Consider the following 20,369-nt stretch of genomic DNA (forward strand, 5'->3'; position numbering starts at 1 on the left):
TCGTGAGCACTCTCACAACATGTGCCCTACCCACCTGTTTTATCCGGTTTCTTGAGGTTAATCCCATTTAGCAGTCTGTTGCTGATAGAAGTTAATCGATTAATCTCAGTATCAGAACTGCTTAAAAATACAACACCAGAGGGAAAGCGGAATATGTCATCACCACTACGTACTGCCTCTTACGATAAATCCCCAGAGATTTGCGTTCAGGGTTTTGATCATGCCGCTTGTGAAGGATGGGAAACCATTGCCCGCACGCTTTTGCAGAAAATTACCCAGCGTACCGCGACCAGAACCGTGCTGGTGATTGACTGCTATCCGGGCGTGGACCTCACTGAGTTGCAGAATCATCTGATTCAGTTGTTGCCAGCCAGTCTGATCGTCGATGCGGATCAGGCCAAACGCCCTGAAGGGGAAGTCCACACCCTGATCAAACGCAACCTGACTGACGATCGTGTATTTGGCGTCATCTCATGCCATCAGTTAGAGGAGTTTTTTGACAGTGAAAAAATCAGTGAGATTCAGGCGAAAATCAACGCAGCGGAAGGTCTGGTTGTGGTGTTCGGTCCCGGTGCAGCACTGATTTCCCGTGGCGATATTCTGGTTTATGCCGATCTGGCGCGCTGGGAAATTCAGCAACGGTATCGCCGTGGCGAACTGGGTAACTGGGGCGTGAACAACGTCAATGAAGATATTTTGCGCCGCTATAAGCGCGCCTTTTTTGTTGAATGGCGCGTGTTTGACCGCCACAAAACACCGCTGCTGAAATCAGCGGATTTCATTCTCGATACCAACCGCCCACAGCATCCGGTGATGGTCTCCGGCGAAGCCTTTGACGCAGGATTGCGCCAGACCACTGCCCGGCCTTTTCGCGTCGTCCCTTTCTTTGACCCCGGCGTCTGGGGTGGTCAGTGGATGAAGCGCCAGTTTGATCTCGACCCGGAAGCCCCGAACTACGCATGGTGTTTTGATTGCGTGCCCGAGGAAAACAGCCTGCTAATGCGCTTCGGCAACGTTCGGGTTGAGATCCCCTCTCAGGACCTGGTTTTACTCTATCCGCAGGCTCTGTTGGGAGAAAAAGTCCATGCGCGTTTTGGCGCTGAATTCCCGATTCGCTTTGATTTTCTCGATACCATCGGAGGCCAGAACCTGAGCTGCCAGGTACATCCGCTCACTGAATATATTCAGCAAAATTTTGGCATGCATTACACGCAGGATGAGAGTTATTACATTCTCGCCGCTGAGCCGGATGCAGAAGTGTATCTGGGCACTAAAACCGGCGTCGTTCCCCAGGCAATGCTCGGGGAACTCAGAGCCGCTCAGCGGGGTGAAAAAGCCTTCGACGATGAGAAGTTCATCAACCGCTTTCCGGCCAAAGCGCACGACCATTTTCTGATACCGGCGGGCACGGTTCACTGCTCTGGCGCAGGCACAATGGTGCTGGAAATCAGCGCCACACCCTATATTTTCACTTTCAAACTCTGGGACTGGGGACGCTTGGGCCTCGACGGGCTTCCGCGCCCGGTTCACCTTGAGCATGGTGAACAGGTTATTGACTGGCAGCGCGATACTGCCTGGGTACAATCCCATCTGATTAACCATATCGAACCAATGGCCCAAGGCAAAGGCTGGCGCGAAGAACGAACTGGTTTACATGAACGCGAGTTCATTGAAACCCGCCGCCACTGGTTCAGTGAGGCCGTCGATCATCATACTGAAGGCCGCGTCAACGTTCTGAATCTGGTTCAGGGTGACGAAGCCATTGTTGAAAGCCCGGATCACTGCTTCGAACCTTTCACCGTCCATTACGCTGAAACCTTTATTGTTCCTGCTGCGGTGGGCGCCTACCGCATCCGGCCAGTTCACCCGGACGGGAAAACGCTGGCAACACTCAAAGCCTGGGTAAGGGGATAACCGTGATTCATGTCATTTTAGCCACCCACGGCAAACTCGCTGAAGGACTTCTGGACAGCGCAAGGATGGTTTACGGCGAACTGGCGCGGACCTCTTCCGTCAGCCTGCGGGAAGAAGGCGGCATTGAAACCTTTAAACAGGAATTTGCCCATGAAATTGAACTCAGAAGTCAGCAAGCCGACGGCATTCTGGTGCTGTGCGATATGCAATCCGGTACGCCGTGGAACGTGGCGTGCTGTCATGCTTTTTCCCCGGACACACTCAGACCTGTGGCCGTTATCTGCGGCGTAAATTTCCCTATGCTGCTGATGAGCATGGATTATATCGGTGACAACGATGTCTTTGATGTTGCCAAAACTCTGGTCCGGCAAGCAGCAGAGACGATGTGTTGCGCCACACCACCGCTCGCACAATCCGACGAAGAATTCTAAGGAGTCATTATGGCTTTATCTTTTGTACGCATCGATGACCGGGTCATTCATGGGCAACTGGTGACCCGCTGGGCGAAAGAATTACCCTGCGACGGCATTGTGGCTATTGATGACGAGGTGGCCGCTGACCCGCTGCTCTCTTCTGTAATGAAAGGGGCGGTTTCTGATACCAAGGTCTGGCTTTTCGACATCGCCACGGCTATCGCCAAATTACCCAAAGTGATCGCCAGCGATAAACGCTATTTCGTTATCGGAAAATCGCCGGTGACTCTGCAGCGTCTGGCACAGGCCGGAATTGATCTCACCAATCTGAATAAAAAAATCAATGTCGGCCCGATGAGCTCACGCAGCAATACACAGGTCATTGGCCCCAATCAGTCAGTGAATCCGCAAGAAATAGAAGCTTTCAACTATCTCAGTGAACTCGGACACCGGATCGAATTTCGACTGGTACCCGATAGCAGCTTTTATACGTGGCAGGATGCCCAAAAAAAACTCAATTAACAGGGGTGGCTTATGTGGTTTGAAGCAACACTTATCGGGATCTTGTGTTATCTCGGCGCGCTCAGTACTCCGTGGCTTTTGGGCCTGACTGGAGGCTGGTACACCATCACCCGCCCCTTAGTCTCGGGTATGTTAGTCGGCCTGATCCTGGGCGATGTGACGACCGGCATTATCATCGGCGTGGCCGTTCAGGCAGTGTATATCGCACTGGTAACGCCGGGAGGATCGATGCCTTCCGATCTCAACTTTGTCGCTTTCCCGGCGATCGCATTAGGGATCTTATCCGGTAAAGGCACTGATGTCGCCGTCGCGCTGGCAGCCACCATTGGTATTGCAGGTACCATCCTGTTCAACGCTATGATGGTTCTGAACTCCTACTGGAATCACCGTGCTGACGTTTCGCTGGAAAAAGGCGACGATCGCGGCGTCTATTTCAACAGCGCAATCGGCCCTCAGATCACCAACTTTTTACTCAGATTCATCCCTACCTTTATTGCCGTGTTTTTCGGTGCACAGTACATCAGCGCCTTTATGGACAGCCTGCCGGCGATGATGATTACCACCATGAACGTGGTCGGTGGCATTCTGCCTGCGGTTGGGATCGCCATCCTCCTCAAACAGATTATAAAAAGCTACACGCTGTGGATTTATTTTCTGGTGGGTTTCATCTGCATCGTCTTTTTGCATCTGAATATGGTGGCACTGGTCATCGTCGGTGCCTTGTTGTCTTTGATTCACTATAACTACAAGCCGGAGCCGGTCAGCGCCAGCGCATCACCGGCACCCGCTGATGACGAGGATGAATTCTGATGAATAGCGCACCGGTTTTACTTGATAAGAAGGATCTGCGCCGCTGCTGGCGGGCATGGATGATGTACAACCTTTCGTCCATGAGTTTTGAGCGACTGGAGTCTTTTGGTTTTTGTCTGGGCATGATGCCTGCTATCAAAAAGCTTTACCGCGATCCTAAAGAACGTATTGAAGCCATGCGCCGCCACGCATCTTTTTATAATACTGAACCGCAAATCGGCGCGATTGTTAATGGTATGGCCGTAGGGTTAGAAGAGAAAAAAGCCAACGGTGAACCGATTGATGGCGAAGCGATCAACACTCTGAAAGTCGGGCTGATGGGGCCGATAGCCGGTATCGGAGATTCGATGATCCCCGGAATGCTCATCCCAATTTTACTCAGTATTGGTATGGCGCTTGCCGCCGGTGGCAGCATTATCGGTCCGCTGTTTTACATCCTCTCCTTTAACGCGATTATGATCGGCGGTTCCTACTGGCTTTTCATGAAAGGTTACCGGATGGGATCGGGTTCGGTAGAAATGCTGGTCAGCAACAAGTCGAATAAAGCGCGTGAGGCGCTCTCCTTGTTGGGAGTATTCGTCATGGGCGGCGTAGCGGCCAGCTATGTCAAACTGGGAACCAACCTGGAGTTCGTCACGAAAGATGGCGTAAATATCCATGTGCAGCAAATGATTGACGGCATTTTCCCTCAGCTGATGCCATTGCTGGTGGTGGTGGGGGTCTGGTATTTCATGGCTAAACGCGGGTTATCCCCGGTGAAAGCGATGTTAAGTTTACTGGTTCTGGCAGCCCTTGGCGTCGCGTTGGGCGTGTTTGGGTAAAGAGTAAAACATTCATTTTGAGATAAAACGGGCGACATATTGATTCGCCCGTTTTTATTGGATTTTCCGTTACGTCAGGGAACAAAGTTCACCCATTTATTCGCTACGCTCCCCGGATCAGAGATGAACTGGAAGCGCGCCGGATTTTGTTCAAACTGCCGGTAAAGCGGCTCATCCGTAATACCAAATTCTACATATTGCCTGGGATGCGTCGCATATAAACGGGTCGGCGAATAATGAGGATTTTGCTGCCAAGTAATGTGATCACCCTGCAACAACGGATACCAGGCTAAACCTTTACGCTGACGAACGGCATCATATTCAAAGCCATACTCGCGATCGCACCAGGCCGCAAAAGTCAGCGGCACATGAGGGTCGGCGGAGATAGTGGCATGCGCCCAACCCGGTGGCACCAGCACTTTATCTCCCGGCGCGGCATGGATAGCAAAACAGCGGCCCGGCTCCTGCTCCACATACTCCTGCATGTAAATCACCGCCTTTCCCTGCCAGATTTCATAAAGTTCCGGCGGCGACCACCCGCTGTGCTGGCTGATACGGTGAATATGCCCCTGACTGCGAACCGGTTCATCTCCCAGACGTCCTGAGGCATAGGTCACCAGGCCAAAGAGCAGCATCCGGTTTTGTAATTCCTGATGATGGATTTTGCGCGCGACATCCATGGCAATGACGTAGACATGCTCCGGCCCGTCACAGGCGGGATCGCGCAGTGAAGGCCGGATCTGATCCAGCGTTCGGAACTCCGGCACTGGCCCCATGACATCTTCATGGTAAATAAATCCCATTGGCTGCTGCGTAATACTCAGCGGCAACCCGAAATCCTGAAAGCTGGAATCAGTCACTGGCGACCTCCAGTGACACTTTGCCCTCGCGATCATACACCCGGATCCGAAAGCCATCGGATTGCAAACTCTGGTAATCATGCCCTGCGATAACAGGCCAGACGGCCAGAGCTGAAAGAATATCGTGGCCGGTATTCACCAGACGGTGAGCCGTAAAAGAAGGGATATGATGAACGCTGCCAGCAAAAACGTATTCCGCATATGCAGGGGCATTCTCTGGCTGTAGCAATAAAACCCCTTTACCCCGCAGGCCAAAATAAAATTCAGCCTGCTCACGGCGCTGATGGAAATGCCCGCGTGTCATGAAAAACTCATCCCCCACTTTGCCAGGCATCAGGTGAGTCGTGCCGGTGTGGAGTTCTCCTTCCTGCTGGGGTGATACCAGCATTTCAACGCAGTAAACCTCAAAATCTTCTGGCAGTGCCTGGCGTGCTGCATCATCTGAAAACACGCCTGCCAGATCGCGGATGCAGGTCGATTTGTGCTGAACATTTTCGGCATCAAAGTGCCCGGTCTGCAGGTCAACCCACCCGGAAAAATTAGGACTCGCAGTAAACTCTACATTTCGCATCTGTAAACTCCGCCCAAGGAAAAACAGACACTTTCATTATAAAAGGTTAATCGATTAATCTCTATGCAATGAAATGAAAAATGGGATGCCGGTCAGGGCATCCCATTCTCTGAAACAAAAGTCTGAAAGCTTTTATATCAGTCGATCTGTTTTACATCTACGCGCAGCTCTTTCGGCACTTCGAACACGATATTTTCTTCGCGTCCTTCGATGTTAATCACATCGAGGCCACCAAAGGTTTTCAGCTTGCTGATCACGTCCTGCACCAGAATATCCGGTGCAGATGCGCCTGCCGTTACGCCAATGCTTTTCGCATCTTTCAGCCAGCTTTCCTGAATATCAGCCGCCGAATCGATGAGATAAGATGGAACACCGACACGCTGAGCAAGCTCGGCCAGACGGTTAGAGTTCGATGAGTTTTTCGATCCCACCACCAGCACAACATCTGCGCCATCCGCCAGCGTACGCACGGCTTCCTGACGGTTAGTGGTCGCGTAGCAGATATCATCTTTGCGCGGCCCGACAATATTCGGGAAACGCTCGCGCAACGCATCAATCACCGCAGAAGTATCGTCAACTGACAGGGTGGTTTGCGTCATAAAGCACAGGTTGTTTTCATCTTTCACCTGCAATTTATACACATCTTCCGGTGCTTCAACCAGATACATACCCCCGTTCGGGTTGCTGTACTGGCCCATCGTGCCTTCCACTTCCGGGTGACCGGCATGACCAATCAAAATGGCTTCGGTACCTTTACGACTGGCGCGCGCCACTTCCATATGCACTTTGGTCACCAGAGGACAGGTCGCGTCAAACAACATTGTCAGGTCACGTGCTTTCGCTTCTGCGCGCACAGCCTGAGAAACACCGTGGGCGGAGAAGATCAGAATTGAGCCATCCGGCACTTCGCTGATTTGCTCAATGAAAACCGCCCCGCGCTGACGCAGGCTGTCGACCACATAGCGGTTATGCACCACTTCGTGACGCACATAGATAGGCGCGCCGTAAATTTCCAGCGCACGCTCAACGATACTGATTGCGCGGTCAACGCCTGCGCAAAACCCTCTCGGGTTAGCCAGCAATATCTGCATGTTTCCCCTCAAGCTCCGGGTCAATTTCCAGCACTTCAATATCGAAATCGATATGTTGCCCTGCCAGCGGATGGTTGAAATCTACAGTGATTGAATCTTCAGTCACTTCACGGACAACGCCCGGCATTTCGCTGCCGTCGCGCCCGCTGAATAACATGATGGTGCCGACATCCGGCACCCCTGTTTCCTGAAAATCACGACGGGAGAAGAACTGAACCAGATCCGGGCTTTTAGTCCCGAATGCCGATTCAGGGGCTAACGTGAATGCACGTTTATCCCCAACGTTCAGCCCTAACAGCTGATTTTCCAGCGCGTCAGACAAGCTACTGTCGCCAAGGCGAAACAGCGCAGGTTTCCCATTGGCGCGGGTTGATTCTGCCGTCGAGCCGTCTTCCAGCTTCAACGTAAAATGCACCAGCACGGCGCTGTCGTGTTTCACCTGTTGAGACATAATTCCTATCCTTTGCTCTTCGTGGCTTCATTCGGTTTAGCCAGAAATCCTTCCAGCACCACCATTGCCGCACCGACGCAGATAAAACTGTCGGCCAGATTGAAGGTCGCGAAGTGCCAGTTACCGACATAAAAATCGATAAAGTCGACCACGAACCCGTGATACAGGCGGTCAAACAAGTTGCCGAGTGCGCCACCGATAATCATGGCGAAGGCAATATTGTTTAGCTTTTGCTTCGCGCTGCCGCGGTACATCAGCACGACTAACGCCACGACGATAACCAGGGCGATTAACGCAAAGAACCAGCGCTGCCAGCCGCCTTTATCTGCCAGGAAACTGAACGCAGCACCGTGATTCTGGGCGTAGAACAGATTTAAATACGGGATCAAAGGCATGGATTCGCCGAGCTGGAAGTTTCCCATAATGAGAAACTTACTGCCCAGATCCACGATAATGACCACGACCGCCAGCCAGAGCCAGCGGAGTCCGGTGGAACAAATCGATTTACTCATTATGCAAACTTACGCTCTTCGCCGTCACCAGCGATGTTAGTGACACAACGGCCGCAGATGTCGATATGCTCCGCGTTCTGACCGACGTCAGTAGTGTAATGCCAGCAGCGCGGACATTTGTCGCCTTCTGCTTTCGCCAGACCGATTTTCAGGCCTTTAAGCAATTCGCTTGGCACAGCGGCGGCGTCAGCATCAGACAGGGCGGCAACTTTCGCACCTGAAGTCAGCAGCACGAAGCGCAGTTCGTTGCCCAGAGAACGCAAATCGGCTGCCAGCGCATCATCAGCAAACAGTGTTACCGCCGCTTCCAGAGAACCGCCCAGACGTTTATCAGCACGCGCCTGTTCAATCACTTTATTCACTTCGCCACGGACTTTCAGCAGCTCATCCCAGAACGCATCGTTCATGGATTCGTTGCCCGCCAGACCGAACAAACCGTCATACCATTCTTCGGTAAAGACGAATTTCTCACGGCTACCCGGCAGTTCAGCCCAGATTTCATCTGCGGTGAAGGACATGATTGGCGCCATCCAGCGGACCAGTGCTTCGCTGATATAGTAAAGCGCAGTCTGGCAGCTGCGACGGGCGACACTGTCGCTTTTCGCGGTGTACTGGCGATCTTTAATGATGTCGAGATAGAAGGAACCCATTTCGATCGAGCAGAACTGCATCAGGCGCTGAACGACACCGTGGAAATCATAGGCTTCATACGCGGCAATGATTTCTTCCTGTGCAGCTTTCGCACGACCCACAGCCCAGCGATCCAGTACGACCATCTCTTCCGGAGCCACGCTGTGCAGCGCCGGATCGAAACCGTTAAGGTTCGCCAGCAGGAAACGCGCGGTGTTACGGATGCGGCGATAAGAGTCCGCAGCGCGTTTGAGGATTTCGTCGGACACAGCGATTTCACCGGTGTAATCCGTAGACGCCACCCACAGACGCAGAATGTCGCCACCCAGCTTGTTCATCACGTCTTGTGGCGCGATGGTGTTGCCGATGGATTTAGACATTTTACGGCCCTGACCATCCACAGTGAAACCGTGCGTCAGAACTTGTTTGTAAGGCGCTTTGCCTTTCATGGCAGTCGAAATCATCAGAGAAGACATGAACCAGCCACGATGCTGGTCAGAACCTTCCAGATACAGATCCGGAGAATGACCGTTAAATTCAGGGCGCACATCCACAACGGAAGAATGCGTTGAACCGGAGTCAAACCACACGTCCAGCGTATCCGGCACTTTGACGTAATCAGCAGCTTCTGCACCCAGAATGTCTTCCGGATTCAGATCCCACCATGCCTGAATGCCGTCCACTTCAACACGCTTAGCGACTTCTTCCATCAGCTCAAGGCTGCGCGGATGCAGTTGCTCAGTGTCTTTGTGGACGAACAGAGACATCGGCACGCCCCACGTACGCTGACGGGAGATACACCAGTCAGGACGGTTAGCGACCATGTTTTCGATACGCGCCTGACCCCAGTCCGGGATCCACTGCACGCCTTTGATCTCTTCCAGAGATTGCTGACGCAGGCCTTTCTGATCCATGCTGATGAACCATTGCGGCGTCGCGCGGAAGATGATCGGCGTTTTGTGACGCCAGCAGCACGGATAGCTGTGCGTGATTTTCTCAACGTGCAGCAATGCGCCTTTTTCGCGCAGCAGCTCAACGATCAGGTCGTTGGCTTTAAAGACGAATTTACCGTCCAGCGTCGGGTAAGTGCCTGGCAGGTAGCAGCCGTTCGGCCCTACCGGGTTCGCCACTTCCAGACCATATTTCTGGCCGATAACAAAGTCATCCGGACCGTGGCCAGGTGCGGTATGCACGGCACCGGTACCGGCATCGAGGGTGACGTGGTCGCCCATGATTGCCGGAACGTCGAAACCGAGGAACGGGTGTTTGAAGCGCAGCAGTTCGAGATCCGCACCTTTACACTCGCCCAGGATGGTCCATTCTGCGATACCGGCACGTTTCATGACGCTTTCAACCAGATCGGTTGCCAGGATCAGGCACTGGCCTTCAACCTGAACCAGCTGATAAGAAAACTCAGGGTTCAGTGAAATCGCACGGTTCGCAGGCATGGTCCACGGTGTGGTGGTCCAGATAACAAGAGAGATCGGGCCATTAAAGGCAGATACGCCAAATTTCGCAGCCACAGCGGCAGCGTCAGTCGCGTTGAACGCCACATCAATAGAAGGAGACGCTTTGTCGTAATACTCAACTTCAGCTTCAGCCAGTGATGAACCGCAATCTGTACACCAGTGAACCGGCTTAGCCCCTTTGTGCAGGTGACCGTTTCCGATGATTTTACCCAGCGCACGAATGATATTGGCTTCAGTTTTGAAGTCCATGGTCAGGTACGGATGATCCCAGTCACCTAATACGCCCAGGCGGATGAAGTCTTTCTTCTGGCCTTCAACCTGCTCTGCTGCGTATTTACGGCACGCTTCACGGAACTCTGCCGCAGTGACTTTTTCGCCCGGCTTGCCGATCAGTTGTTCGACTTTCAGCTCGATTGGCAGACCATGACAGTCCCAACCCGGAACATACGGCGCATCAAAGCCCGCCAGCCCTTTGGACTTAACGATAATGTCTTTAAGAATTTTGTTAACTGAGTGACCAATATGAATGCTGCCGTTCGCATACGGAGGGCCGTCATGCAAAATAAAGGTTTTCTTGCCTTTCTTGGCAGCACGAATAATCCCGTACAGATCCTGGTCATACCAATTTTTCAGCATGTCAGGTTCACGCTTGGCCAGATCGCCACGCATCGGGAACCCTGTTTCCGGCAAATTCAGGGTGTTCTTGTAGTCACTCATAGATTCTCGGTTCCGTTTTCGGCTGGATTCCAGGCTTTGTTACACGCCTGTCAGTACATGTTTAGCGCAGTGTCTTTAACCCAAAGAATTCACGGGCCGTCACTTCATCGTTCGCAATCTGTTGCTTTAAAGCATCAAGCGAGGAGAAACGCTGTTCGTTGCGCAATTTCGCGCGGAGCACCACGTCAATGTGGCGCCCGTATAAATCTAATGTGGTGTCGAGAAGGTGCACTTCCAACTGCTTGCGCACACCACCGACTGTCGGACGTATCCCGATATTCGCGACGCCCGGCAAAGGTTCAGGCCCGAGGCCTAAGACTTCAACGGCATACACGCCGCGTACCGGCGAAACGACTCGTTTGAGGGGAACGTTGGCGGTCGGGAAGCCAATAGTTCGCCCCAGTTTATCGCCATGCACCACTCGCCCCGAGATACTGAACGGATGGCCCAGTAAATTTTCGGCCAGGGCTAAATCGTCATCCCGCAGCGCATTACGGATAGCCGTGCTGCTGATACGGTTCTCGCCTTCACGGAAAGTTTGCGTGCTGATCACTTCAAAACCGTATTCTTCACCGGCTTTCTGCAATAGCTCAAAATCTCCCAGACGACTGGCACCAAAACGGAAGTCATCCCCGACGGTCAGGAATTTTACGCCCAGTTTCTCAACCAGCAATTGCGAGATAAAGGCCTGCGCCATGTGGGCGGCGAACCGGGGTTCAAAACGCACACATAAAAGATAATCAACGCCGCACTCTGCCAGATACTTGGCTTTGTCGCGCAAGCTGGTCAGGCGTGCAGGTGCTTTATCACCAGCAAACAGTTCCAGAGGCTGCGGCTCAAAAATCATTACCATCACCGGTAACCCCAGACGTTGACCTTCCAGCTTAAGCTGTTCAATCAGGGCCTGGTGGCCACGGTGTACACCATCAAAATTGCCAATAGTCAGCACACATCCATGATGACGTGCTCGAATATTGTGTATTCCGCGAATTAGCTCCATAGCTGGCTCAAATCCAATGCTGACTCATAACGATGGAAATCGGCGGATTATACCTTGTACAGCCTCCAAGGTTAACCAGCGATTAGCAGGATCTCACCATTCTCTCTTGCATACGGCAGATATTGCGGTTCAAATGGCGACGTGGCGATGAAAATCTTTCGTTGCATACAGGGAATGCGTGACTTTTCGCATAAACAAAGCGTTAATGGCCGTAGTGGGCAGTTTGTACACTCTCCTGTCGATTTTTCTCGCGAAAGACTGTATTCCGATGCCGGAAGCTGTTAAAATCCTGCGCCATCACAACGTAACAAGCGACGATCAAAGTTCACTCTTTAAAACGCCGCTTATTTGCACAAATCCGTTGACAAAAGAAGACCGAAAAGGCATATTCCTCGGCCTTTGAATTGTTCATCAATAGAAAAATATTTGGGAGTTGGCCTTGGCTAATATCAAATCAGCTAAGAAACGCGCCGTACAGTCAGAAAAACGCCGTAAGCACAACGCGAGCCGTCGTTCTATGATGCGTACCTTTATCAAGAAGGTATACGCGGCTATTGCAGCAGGCGACAAAGCTGCTGCACAAAACGCATTTAACGAAATGCAACCAATCGTGGACCGTCAGTCTTGCAAAGGCCTGATCCACAAAAACAAAGCAGCGCGTCATAAGTCAAACCTGACTGCGCAAATCAACGCAATGCAATAATCGCATTACGCTGAAATGCTTGATAAAAAAACCGGCTCACGCCGGTTTTTTTATATCTGAAATTTGAGTCTCAACGCGTAAAGCTACTCAAACAGCGCCGTGAAATCGGTGTGACAAATCCGCTGTACCGAAGGATGCTGGATCATACGCTCCGCGAAAATCACATAGTACTCTTCCATAATCCCCTCCAGCCGCCCGACTTCTTCTATATTTTCATCCTGAAATTCTGTCGACGAATAGATAGCCGGTGCGACAAAAATTGCATTATTGTTCATTCCGAAGGCTTTCATCAGTGCCGCATCATCAAATTCACCGAGAATATTGACGTTCAGCCCCTGCGTGTTAAACCAGTTAAGAAGCTTGCGCCCCAGCATTGATCGACGACCGGGGATCAGCAAAGGCCGCTGCTCGAGACAGGCAGGAAAACTCATGCCTGACATCGGCTGGCAGCAAAAGAAACTGATCGGGCTTTCGCCCAGTTTGACGGAGAACAATCCTTCCTGCTGGGTGGAATCCACAGGGCAATCAGACAAAATCATATCCAGCTTATGCAGACTCAGTTGCTCAAGCAGCATTTCATGCGTTGATTCAAAACAGCGCAGGTGAATTTGCGCATTGTCAGGCACTGCGGCTTCCAGCACACGGCTGACCAGCCGCTTGGATAATGCATCCGCCACGCCCACATCAAACAGCAGGCTCGATTCTTTGCGGTAATTCACGATATCCAGCATTTCCTGACTGAGCGTGAACATTTTGTCGGCATAGCGATACACCAGCTGCCCCAGCTCAGAAGGCACCAGTCCGCGTCCCTGGCGCTTAAAAAGTTTACCGCCCAGCCTTTCTTCAAGCGATTTAATCTGGCCGGTGATGGTCTGCGGCGTCAGATACAAAGCCTCTGCGGCTCCCACGACAGAACCTGATTTACACACGTGCCAGAAATAATACAAATGGTTGTAATTAATATGAGGCATGGTTTCATCCTTTCCTGCAGTATGAAGTCAGCATCGTGCTGCGCGGTTACCCGCACAGCACAGGGTTTAGTGATGCGCTTTTTTCGGCAAAGCGCGGCTGAGCATCAGAAAACCTAAAACAGCTGAAGCCACTGATCCCATCAGAATGCCCATTTTTGCGTAAGTCAGCAGCGCCGGATCCAGTGAAGCAAATGCCAGTGAGCCGATAAAAATAGACATGGTGAAGCCAATTCCGCATAGCACAGACACTGCTGCAATCTGGCTAAACGAAATGCCAGAGGGCATACGGGTGATGCCCAGTTTCAGCGCCAGACCGCCGAAAAGAATGATGCCTAGCGGTTTACCCAGCAACAGCCCCGCCATGATACCCATCGGTAACATTGAAAACGCACCGGCAGCCGTCACGCCATGCAAGGAGATACCCGCGTTGGCGAAAGCAAAAACAGGCAGAATGAACCAGGCAACGTACGGGTGAATTCCATGCTCCAGACGACGCGCCGGAGATGTTTTATTCTCTTTGGTTCTGAGCGGGATAAGGAATCCGAGGATCACACCCGCCAGCGTCGCGTGAATACCTGATTTCAGTACGCACACCCAGAATACCGCTCCAATGAGCAAATAAGGCGTCAGCTTAGTTACACCACGCCAGTTCAGGAAAACCAGGGCCGCAATGCAGACCGCCGATAATCCTAATGCCATCATCGACACATCATGGCTATAAAACAGCGCGATAATCACAATCGCACCCAAATCATCGATGATAGCCAGCGCCAGCAGGAATACTTTCAGACCAGTTGGCACACGGGAACCCAGCAACGCCATCACACCCAGCGCAAAAGCAATGTCCGTGGCTGCCGGGATAGCCCACCCCTGACGAGCAATTTCGTCACCGCCATTAAACAGTAAGTAGATCAGAGCCGGAACGATCATGCCACCCAGCGCGGCAATCGCCGGGAACAGCGCCTGTTCGCGATTTGCCAGCGCGCCTTCACACAGCTCACGCTTCACTTCCAGGCCAATCATCAGGAAAAATACCGCCATCAGCCCATCGTTAATCCAAAGTAAAAGCGGTTTGTCGATTAACAGTTCGGAAAAACGAAGGGTAACGGGAATATCTAAAAACGCCTGATACGTTCCCTGCAATGGGGTATTCGCCATAATAAGCGCCACGATAGCGGCAAGGATCAGTACGATACCGCCTGCGGCCTCTAAGCGTAAAAACTGACGAATGATATTCGACATTCTGACTCTCCTTTAGAAAAACCGTGGCGTTAAAAGGATTGCCACAATGAAATGCGCATTCTACGCAGCTCATCACTTCGTAAAAAGTCGATTATTTCTGAAGTATAGCTCGGTTTTTACGAACAGTTTAGTCATGCGTTCCTTCAAAAAAATCCTAAAAAAATCCCCGGAGCGTCAACCGCTGCCGGGGATTCTATGTGGCTTTCAGCCGCTGAAATCAGCGACAGATTAGCGGGTCAGATCGTCAAAGAACTTTTTCACGCCATCCAGGAAACTTTTAGAGCGCGGGCTGTTTTTTTCACCCGACACACCACCAAAGCTTTCTTCCAGATCACGCAGCAGTTGCTTCTGCTTTTCGCTCAGGCTGACCGGCGTTTCAACGACCACGCGACACATCAGGTCGCCCTGAGCACCTCCGCGTACAGATTTCACACCGCGTCCACGCATACGGAACATTTTGCCCGTTTGTGTTTCGGCAGGGATCTTCAGACTTACGCGTCCGTCCAGCGTTGGCACTTCAATTTCGCCACCCAGTGCAGCCATGGCAAAGTTGATTGGCACTTCGCAGTACAGGTTATTGCCTTCACGCTCAAAGATTTTGTGCGCTTTAACCTGAACCTGAACGTACAGATCGCCTGACGGAGCGCCGTGCTCACCCGCTTCGCCTTCACCTTCCAGACGAATACGGTCACCGGTGTCCACACCCGCAGGAATTTTCACTGACAGGGTTTTAGATCGTTCTACGCGACCATGACCGTGGCATTTGTTGCACGGATCTTTAATGACTTTACCGCGGCCCTGACAGGTCGGACACGCCTGCTGGACAGTGAAGAAGCCCTGACGCATCTGAACCTGGCCTGCGCCATGACAGGTCGGACAGGTGGTCGGAGAGCTACCCGCTTTCGCGCCGCTGCCGTGGCAAACGTCACATTCATCCAGTGTCGGGATGCGGATTTCTTTGGTGACACCACGAACGGCCTCTTCCAGAGTCAGATCCATGTTGTAACGCAGATCGGAACCCCGGCTGGCACGCTGACGGCGACCGCCGCCAAAGATGTCGCCAAAGACGTCACCAAAGATGTCGCTGAAATCTGCACCACCGCCGCCGTAACCGCCACCACCGCCCATGCCACCTTGTTCAAAGGCTGCATGACCGTACTGGTCGTAGGCTGCACGTTTTTGCGCATCGGTCAGGATTTCATAAGCTTCTTTAATTTCTTTAAACTTACTTTCGGACTCTTTATCGCCCTGATTGCGGTCAGGGTGATGTTTCATTGCCAGGCGCTTATAAGCCTTTTTGATTTCACGCTCATCCGCTGTTTTGGATACGCCTAAAATCTCGTAATAATCTTGCTTCGCCATGCTTTAACCTACCCTCAACATGCGTGCACGGGCGTAGAGTTTCCTCGACGCCCGTGCTGGTTATCAGTAAAACTTCTTACTGTGCCCGCTTAAGGGCGATTATTTTTTGTCTTTAACTTCTTCGAATTCAGCGTCAACAACGTCGTCATCTTTCTGCGCGCTGTTATCGCCGCCTTCGGCCTGGCCTTGCTGCTGAGCCATTTCCATCAGTTTGCCGGAAACCTGTACCAGCGCCTGGATTTTCGCTTCGATGTCAGCCTTGTCTTCACCTTTAGCTGAAACTTCCAGTGCTTTCAGGGCTTCTTCTACTGCGGTTTTGTCTTCAGCTGGCAGTTTATCGCCGGCGTCTTCCAGTTGCTTACGGGTACCGTGGATCAGGTGGTCCGCCTGGTTGCGGGTCTGAACCAGTTCTTCAAACTTACGGTCAGATTCAGCATTGGCTTCAGCATCGTTGACCATTTTCTGGATTTCTTCTTCGCTCAGACCAGAAGATGCCTTAATGGTGATCTTCTGCTCACGGTTGGTAATCTTGTCTTTCGCAGACACATGCAGAATACCATCGGCGTCAAGGTCGAAGGTGACTTCGATCTGTGCCTGACCGCGAGGCGCTGCCTGAATACCATCCAGGTTGAATTGACCCAGAGATTTGTTATCACTTGCACGCTTACGTTCACCCTGCAACACATGGATGGTTACTGCAGACTGGTTGTCTTCCGCAGTAGAGAACACCTGGCTGTGTTTAGTCGGGATGGTGGTGTTTTTAGTGATAAGCGGAGTCATCACGCTGCCCATGGTTTCGATACCCAGAGACAACGGGGTAACGTCCAGCAGCAGAACGTCTTTAACGTCGCCTGCCAACACACCGCCCTGAACTGCTGCACCGATTGCCACAGCTTCGTCCGGGTTCACGTCTTTACGTGGTTCTTTACCAAAGAATTCAGCTACTTTCTTCTGAACCATTGGCATACGGGTCTGACCACCCACCAGGATGACGTCCTGAATATCAGAAACTGACAGACCTGCGTCTTTCAGAGCCACTTTCAGTGGTTCGATAGAACGGTTAACCAGGTCTTCTACCAAAGATTCCAGTTTTGCACGGGTCACTTTGATGTTCATGTGTTTTGGACCTGACGCATCAGCAGTGATGTACGGCAGGTTCACGTCAGTTTGCTGAGCAGAAGACAGTTCAATCTTCGCTTTTTCAGCAGCTTCTTTCAGACGTTGCATCGCCAGTGGATCGTTACGCAGATCCATACCTTGTTCTTTCTTAAACTCTTCGACCAGATAGTTGATCATGCGGCTGTCGAAGTCTTCACCACCGAGGTGTGTGTCACCGTTGGTTGCCAGAACTTCGAAGGTTTTTTCGCCGTCAACTTCGTCAATTTCGATAATAGAGATATCGAAAGTACCACCACCGAGGTCGTATACCGCGATAGTGCGGTTACCGATTTCACGATCCAGGCCGTAAGCCAGTGCCGCTGCGGTTGGTTCGTTGATGATACGTTTGACTTCCAGACCTGCGATACGGCCGGCGTCTTTAGTTGCCTGACGCTGAGCATCGTTGAAGTATGCAGGTACGGTGATAACCGCTTCAGTGACTGGTTCGCCCAGATAATCTTCAGCAGTTTTCTTCATTTTTTTCAACACTTCTGCAGAAATCTGCGGAGGTGCAATTTTCTGACCTTTAACGTCGATCCAGGCGTCGCCATTGTCAGCGCCTACGATCTGGTAAGGCATAATGCCTTTGTCGCGTTGAACTTCTTCGTCCTGGAAGCGACGGCCAATCAGGCGCTTGATCGCAAACAAGGTGTTCTGCGGGTTAGTCACAGCCTGACGTTTAGCCGGAGAACCTACCAGAGTCTCGCCATCTGCCGCATAAGCGATGATGGAAGGAGTGGTGCGGTCGCCTTCAGCATTCTCCAGTACACGAGCAGTCGTGCCATCCATGATAGCTACACAAGAGTTGGTGGTGCCCAGGTCGATCCCAATAATTTTACCCATCTAAAACGTCTCCACTTAAATTCATATTCGTTCAGGTTGCTACTGTATATGTGGCCAATCTTTTCGATTTCAACAGCCCCATTTAACGGATTTCCCGACGGTAACAACTGCGGTTGGGAATAAGATGGGGCCATGCTGCTCAGCATCAAGGGGCAAAGTGAAAAAAAATCTTCAATTGCTGTTACGCCAGATCAATGTTTGCTGACGCAACCCTCCTTATGATGCCGCGCGCTTCCAAAGATATGTGGCTTTTTTACCCATTTCCAAGCGTTCTTCCCCCGATTATCAATTAATAATAATTCTGATACAGAGGATCTATGCACAGCAAACCCTTAGCAAATCCAGGCCCGCTCGGGCTGATGGGATTTGGTATGACCACTATCTTGTTGAATTTACACAATGCAGGCTTTTTCCCTCTCACTGCAGTGATTGTGAGTATGGGCATTTTTTATGGCGGGCTGATTCAGGTCCTCGCCGGGATGATGGAATTTAAAAAAGGAAACACGTTCGGTACGACCGCTTTCACTTCTTACGGTGCATTCTGGCTGAGCCTGGTTGGCATCCTGATGCTGCCACGCATGGGCATGGCCGAAGCCAGCAGCGAAAGTTTCCTGGGCGCATACCTCGGTCTCTGGGGTGTTTTCACTTTATTCATGTTCTTTGGCACCCTGAAAGCGAACCGCGGCATCCAGGTTGTTTTCGGCAGCCTGACAATTTTGTTTGCCCTGCTGTGCTACGGAAATATGACAGGGAATACCACTGTTCTTCATTTTGCCGGCTTTGAAGGTATCTTCTGCGGTGCCAGCGCGATTTATCTGGCGATGGCAGAAGTGCTGAATGAACAGTATGGCCGTACTGTTTTACCCATCGGCGAGCCGAATAAAAAAGCTCCGCAAGTTGATGCTGTCGTTGCATAACGAGCATCCCTGAAACGAAAAAGCCCTGCATTGCAGGGCTTTTTTATATCTGAAACCCGCTTACTGGCCGGAAGCGACACGTTCGGCAAATTTCGCGTCTTTCGCCGCTTCACTGTTCAGGTCACGGCTCAGATAAATACCGGTCAGCAGACCAATTGCGGACAGCGCCAGCACATAATAGGCCGGAGCCATCGGCGTCAGGCGCATGATCAGCGTAACAAATACCGGAGTCAGCCCACCAAAAATCGCATAAGCCACGTTGTATGAAAAAGAAATACCGGTAAAACGCACTTCCGCAGGAAAAGCCCGCACCATCACATACGGCACCGCACCGACCACGCCCACACTCAGTCCGGCCAGCGCGTACATGCCCATCAGTACCGACGCATCTGCCGCAACCATGTGATAGAACGACCATGTGCAAATCCCGAGAAACAGGCTGCCGAAGATAAAAGTTTTGCTGGCTCCCAGTCGGTCAACAATGCTGCCCGAGATGATACAACCCAGCATCAGCGCCACGGTCGCCAGACAGTTTGCCTGTAACGCCACTGCCGCAGGAATCCCAAACTGTTTCTGCAGCCAGGTTGGCGTCATCAGAATAACGACCACGATGCCAGCGGATAGCAGCCAGGTCATCAGCATTGAGACCACAATTTCCTTTTTGTGGTTAGCGACGACGGCTTTCAAAGGCAACTCTTCAGCCAGCGCTTTTTGCGCTTTCATCTCGATAAAGACAGGCGTTTCCTGCAGCCAGCGCCGCAAGTACATGGCGATCAGACCAAAAATTCCGCCAATAAAGAACGGAATACGCCAGCCATAATGACTTATCGTTGCCGCCGTCATGCTGGTGTTCAGTAAAGTTGCCACCAGAGAACCCAGCAGGATCCCCAATGTTAAACCGGCCGTCAGCGTTCCACAGGCAAAACCAATGCGGCTGCGCGGCACATGTTCGGCCACAAATACCCATGCCCCAGGGACTTCACCGCCAATAGCCGCGCCCTGCAATACGCGCATCAGCAATAACAACAGGGGTGCTGCAATGCCAATGGACGCGTAAGTCGGTAATAACCCCATCGCCAGTGTCGGCAAAGCCATCAGCAAAATACTCAGACTGAACATACGCTTACGGCCAACCAGATCGCCGAAGTGCGCCATGATGATACCGCCCAGCGGACGTGCCAGATAACCGGCGGCGAAAATGCCAAAGGTCTGCACCTGACGCAGCCAGTCGGGCATGTTGACCGGAAAGAAGAGATCGCCAATGACCGCAGCGAAGAAGACGAAAATGATGAAGTCGTAAAATTCGAGTGCGCCACCCAGTGCAGCCAGGGACAGCGTTTTGAAATCCTGCCGGTTCAACCGGCGCGATTGTGCGTGTTGCATAGGGATACC

Annotated in this window: 19 protein-coding genes; 7 read left to right on the forward strand and 12 right to left on the reverse strand. The window is 51.9% G+C overall.

Annotation, left to right across the window (positions count from 1 at the left end):
• The first annotated feature begins 153 nt into the window (after positions 1 to 153).
• From J1778_RS20080 to J1778_RS20100, 5 genes are read left to right on the forward strand one after another with little or no spacing between them, the layout of a single operon-like run.
• Positions 154 to 1,914 carry a class I mannose-6-phosphate isomerase gene (locus J1778_RS20080; protein ID WP_217174664.1) on the forward strand — a complete coding sequence of 587 codons (1,761 nt, stop codon included), beginning with the start codon at positions 154 to 156 and terminating at the stop codon, positions 1,912 to 1,914.
• Positions 1,915 to 1,916: 2 nt separating this feature from the next.
• On the forward strand, positions 1,917 to 2,345 hold the full coding sequence (locus J1778_RS20085; protein WP_217174665.1) for a PTS sugar transporter subunit IIA: 429 nt from the start codon (positions 1,917 to 1,919) through the stop codon (positions 2,343 to 2,345).
• Positions 2,346 to 2,354: 9 nt separating this feature from the next.
• Entirely contained in the window at positions 2,355 to 2,849 is a 495-nt protein-coding gene (locus tag J1778_RS20090; protein ID WP_217174666.1) for a PTS sugar transporter subunit IIB, read from the forward strand.
• Between the two features lie 12 nt (positions 2,850 to 2,861).
• Positions 2,862 to 3,659 carry a PTS mannose/fructose/sorbose/N-acetylgalactosamine transporter subunit IIC gene (locus J1778_RS20095; protein ID WP_217174667.1) on the forward strand — a complete coding sequence of 266 codons (798 nt, stop codon included), beginning with the start codon at positions 2,862 to 2,864 and terminating at the stop codon, positions 3,657 to 3,659.
• Complete coding sequence (locus tag J1778_RS20100) at positions 3,659 to 4,480, forward strand: PTS system mannose/fructose/sorbose family transporter subunit IID (RefSeq protein ID WP_217174668.1); 822 nt, start codon at positions 3,659 to 3,661, stop codon at positions 4,478 to 4,480. Before J1778_RS20095 ends, J1778_RS20100 begins: the two co-directional genes overlap by 1 nt.
• 74 nt (positions 4,481 to 4,554) lie before the next feature.
• Here J1778_RS20100 and J1778_RS20105 read toward each other — a convergent pair whose 3' ends face one another.
• From J1778_RS20105 to ribF, 7 genes are all read right to left on the reverse strand, one after another.
• Positions 4,555 to 5,283, reverse strand: a complete 729-nt coding sequence (locus J1778_RS20105) for a glucose-6-phosphate isomerase family protein (RefSeq protein ID WP_238484836.1) — start codon at positions 5,281 to 5,283, stop codon at positions 4,555 to 4,557.
• Positions 5,284 to 5,332: 49 nt separating this feature from the next.
• Positions 5,333 to 5,911 (reverse strand): glucose-6-phosphate isomerase family protein, encoded by a 579-nt coding sequence (locus J1778_RS20110; RefSeq protein WP_217174670.1) that lies wholly within the window; start codon positions 5,909 to 5,911, stop codon positions 5,333 to 5,335.
• Positions 5,912 to 6,048: 137 nt separating this feature from the next.
• Entirely contained in the window at positions 6,049 to 7,002 is a 954-nt protein-coding gene (ispH, locus tag J1778_RS20115; protein ID WP_217174671.1) for a 4-hydroxy-3-methylbut-2-enyl diphosphate reductase, read from the reverse strand.
• Complete coding sequence (gene fkpB, locus J1778_RS20120) at positions 6,983 to 7,453, reverse strand: FKBP-type peptidyl-prolyl cis-trans isomerase (protein ID WP_112286994.1); 471 nt, start codon at positions 7,451 to 7,453, stop codon at positions 6,983 to 6,985. The genes ispH and fkpB overlap by 20 nt, the downstream gene beginning before the upstream one ends.
• 5 nt (positions 7,454 to 7,458) lie before the next feature.
• Positions 7,459 to 7,965, reverse strand: a complete 507-nt coding sequence (gene lspA, locus J1778_RS20125) for a signal peptidase II (RefSeq protein ID WP_217174672.1) — start codon at positions 7,963 to 7,965, stop codon at positions 7,459 to 7,461.
• The gene (gene ileS / locus J1778_RS20130) at positions 7,965 to 10,781 is read right to left on the reverse strand and encodes an isoleucine--tRNA ligase (protein WP_217174673.1); all 2,817 of its coding nucleotides are present in this window, start codon (positions 10,779 to 10,781) and stop codon (positions 7,965 to 7,967) included. Before ileS ends, lspA begins: the two co-directional genes overlap by 1 nt.
• 61 nt (positions 10,782 to 10,842) lie before the next feature.
• On the reverse strand, positions 10,843 to 11,781 hold the full coding sequence (ribF, locus tag J1778_RS20135; protein WP_013577063.1) for a bifunctional riboflavin kinase/FAD synthetase: 939 nt from the start codon (positions 11,779 to 11,781) through the stop codon (positions 10,843 to 10,845).
• Between the two features lie 439 nt (positions 11,782 to 12,220).
• Here ribF and rpsT point away from each other — a divergent pair, with 439 nt between their 5' ends.
• The gene (gene rpsT, locus J1778_RS20140; protein ID WP_013577064.1) at positions 12,221 to 12,484 is read left to right on the forward strand and encodes a 30S ribosomal protein S20; all 264 of its coding nucleotides are present in this window, start codon (positions 12,221 to 12,223) and stop codon (positions 12,482 to 12,484) included.
• Positions 12,485 to 12,567: 83 nt separating this feature from the next.
• On the opposite strand, the gene nhaR is transcribed toward rpsT, so the two are convergent.
• The 4 genes from nhaR to dnaK all read right to left on the reverse strand — a co-directional run bounded on the left by nhaR (position 12,568) and on the right by dnaK (position 18,060).
• On the reverse strand, positions 12,568 to 13,455 hold the full coding sequence (gene nhaR, locus J1778_RS20145) for a transcriptional activator NhaR (RefSeq protein ID WP_217174674.1): 888 nt from the start codon (positions 13,453 to 13,455) through the stop codon (positions 12,568 to 12,570).
• 66 nt (positions 13,456 to 13,521) lie between these two features.
• Positions 13,522 to 14,697 (reverse strand): Na+/H+ antiporter NhaA, encoded by a 1,176-nt coding sequence (gene nhaA, locus J1778_RS20150; protein ID WP_217174675.1) that lies wholly within the window; start codon positions 14,695 to 14,697, stop codon positions 13,522 to 13,524.
• Positions 14,698 to 14,925: 228 nt separating this feature from the next.
• Complete coding sequence (gene dnaJ, locus J1778_RS20155) at positions 14,926 to 16,059, reverse strand: molecular chaperone DnaJ (protein WP_217174676.1); 1,134 nt, start codon at positions 16,057 to 16,059, stop codon at positions 14,926 to 14,928.
• 99 nt (positions 16,060 to 16,158) lie between these two features.
• The gene (dnaK, locus tag J1778_RS20160) at positions 16,159 to 18,060 is read right to left on the reverse strand and encodes a molecular chaperone DnaK (protein WP_112287001.1); all 1,902 of its coding nucleotides are present in this window, start codon (positions 18,058 to 18,060) and stop codon (positions 16,159 to 16,161) included.
• Between the two features lie 317 nt (positions 18,061 to 18,377).
• Here dnaK and satP point away from each other — a divergent pair, with 317 nt between their 5' ends.
• Positions 18,378 to 18,977: an acetate uptake transporter gene (gene satP / locus J1778_RS20165; RefSeq protein WP_217174677.1), complete on the forward strand. Its 600-nt coding sequence runs from the start codon at positions 18,378 to 18,380 to the stop codon at positions 18,975 to 18,977.
• A 60-nt stretch (positions 18,978 to 19,037) separates the two neighbouring features.
• On the opposite strand, the gene J1778_RS20170 is transcribed toward satP, so the two are convergent.
• Positions 19,038 to 20,360, reverse strand: coding sequence for an MFS transporter (locus J1778_RS20170; RefSeq protein ID WP_217174678.1), 1,323 nt, complete (start codon positions 20,358 to 20,360; stop codon positions 19,038 to 19,040).
• Positions 20,361 to 20,369: the final 9 nt, after the last annotated feature.

The organism is Rahnella bonaserana (genome assembly GCF_019049675.1).
GTDB classification, from domain to species: Bacteria; Pseudomonadota; Gammaproteobacteria; order Enterobacterales; family Enterobacteriaceae; genus Rahnella; species Rahnella bonaserana.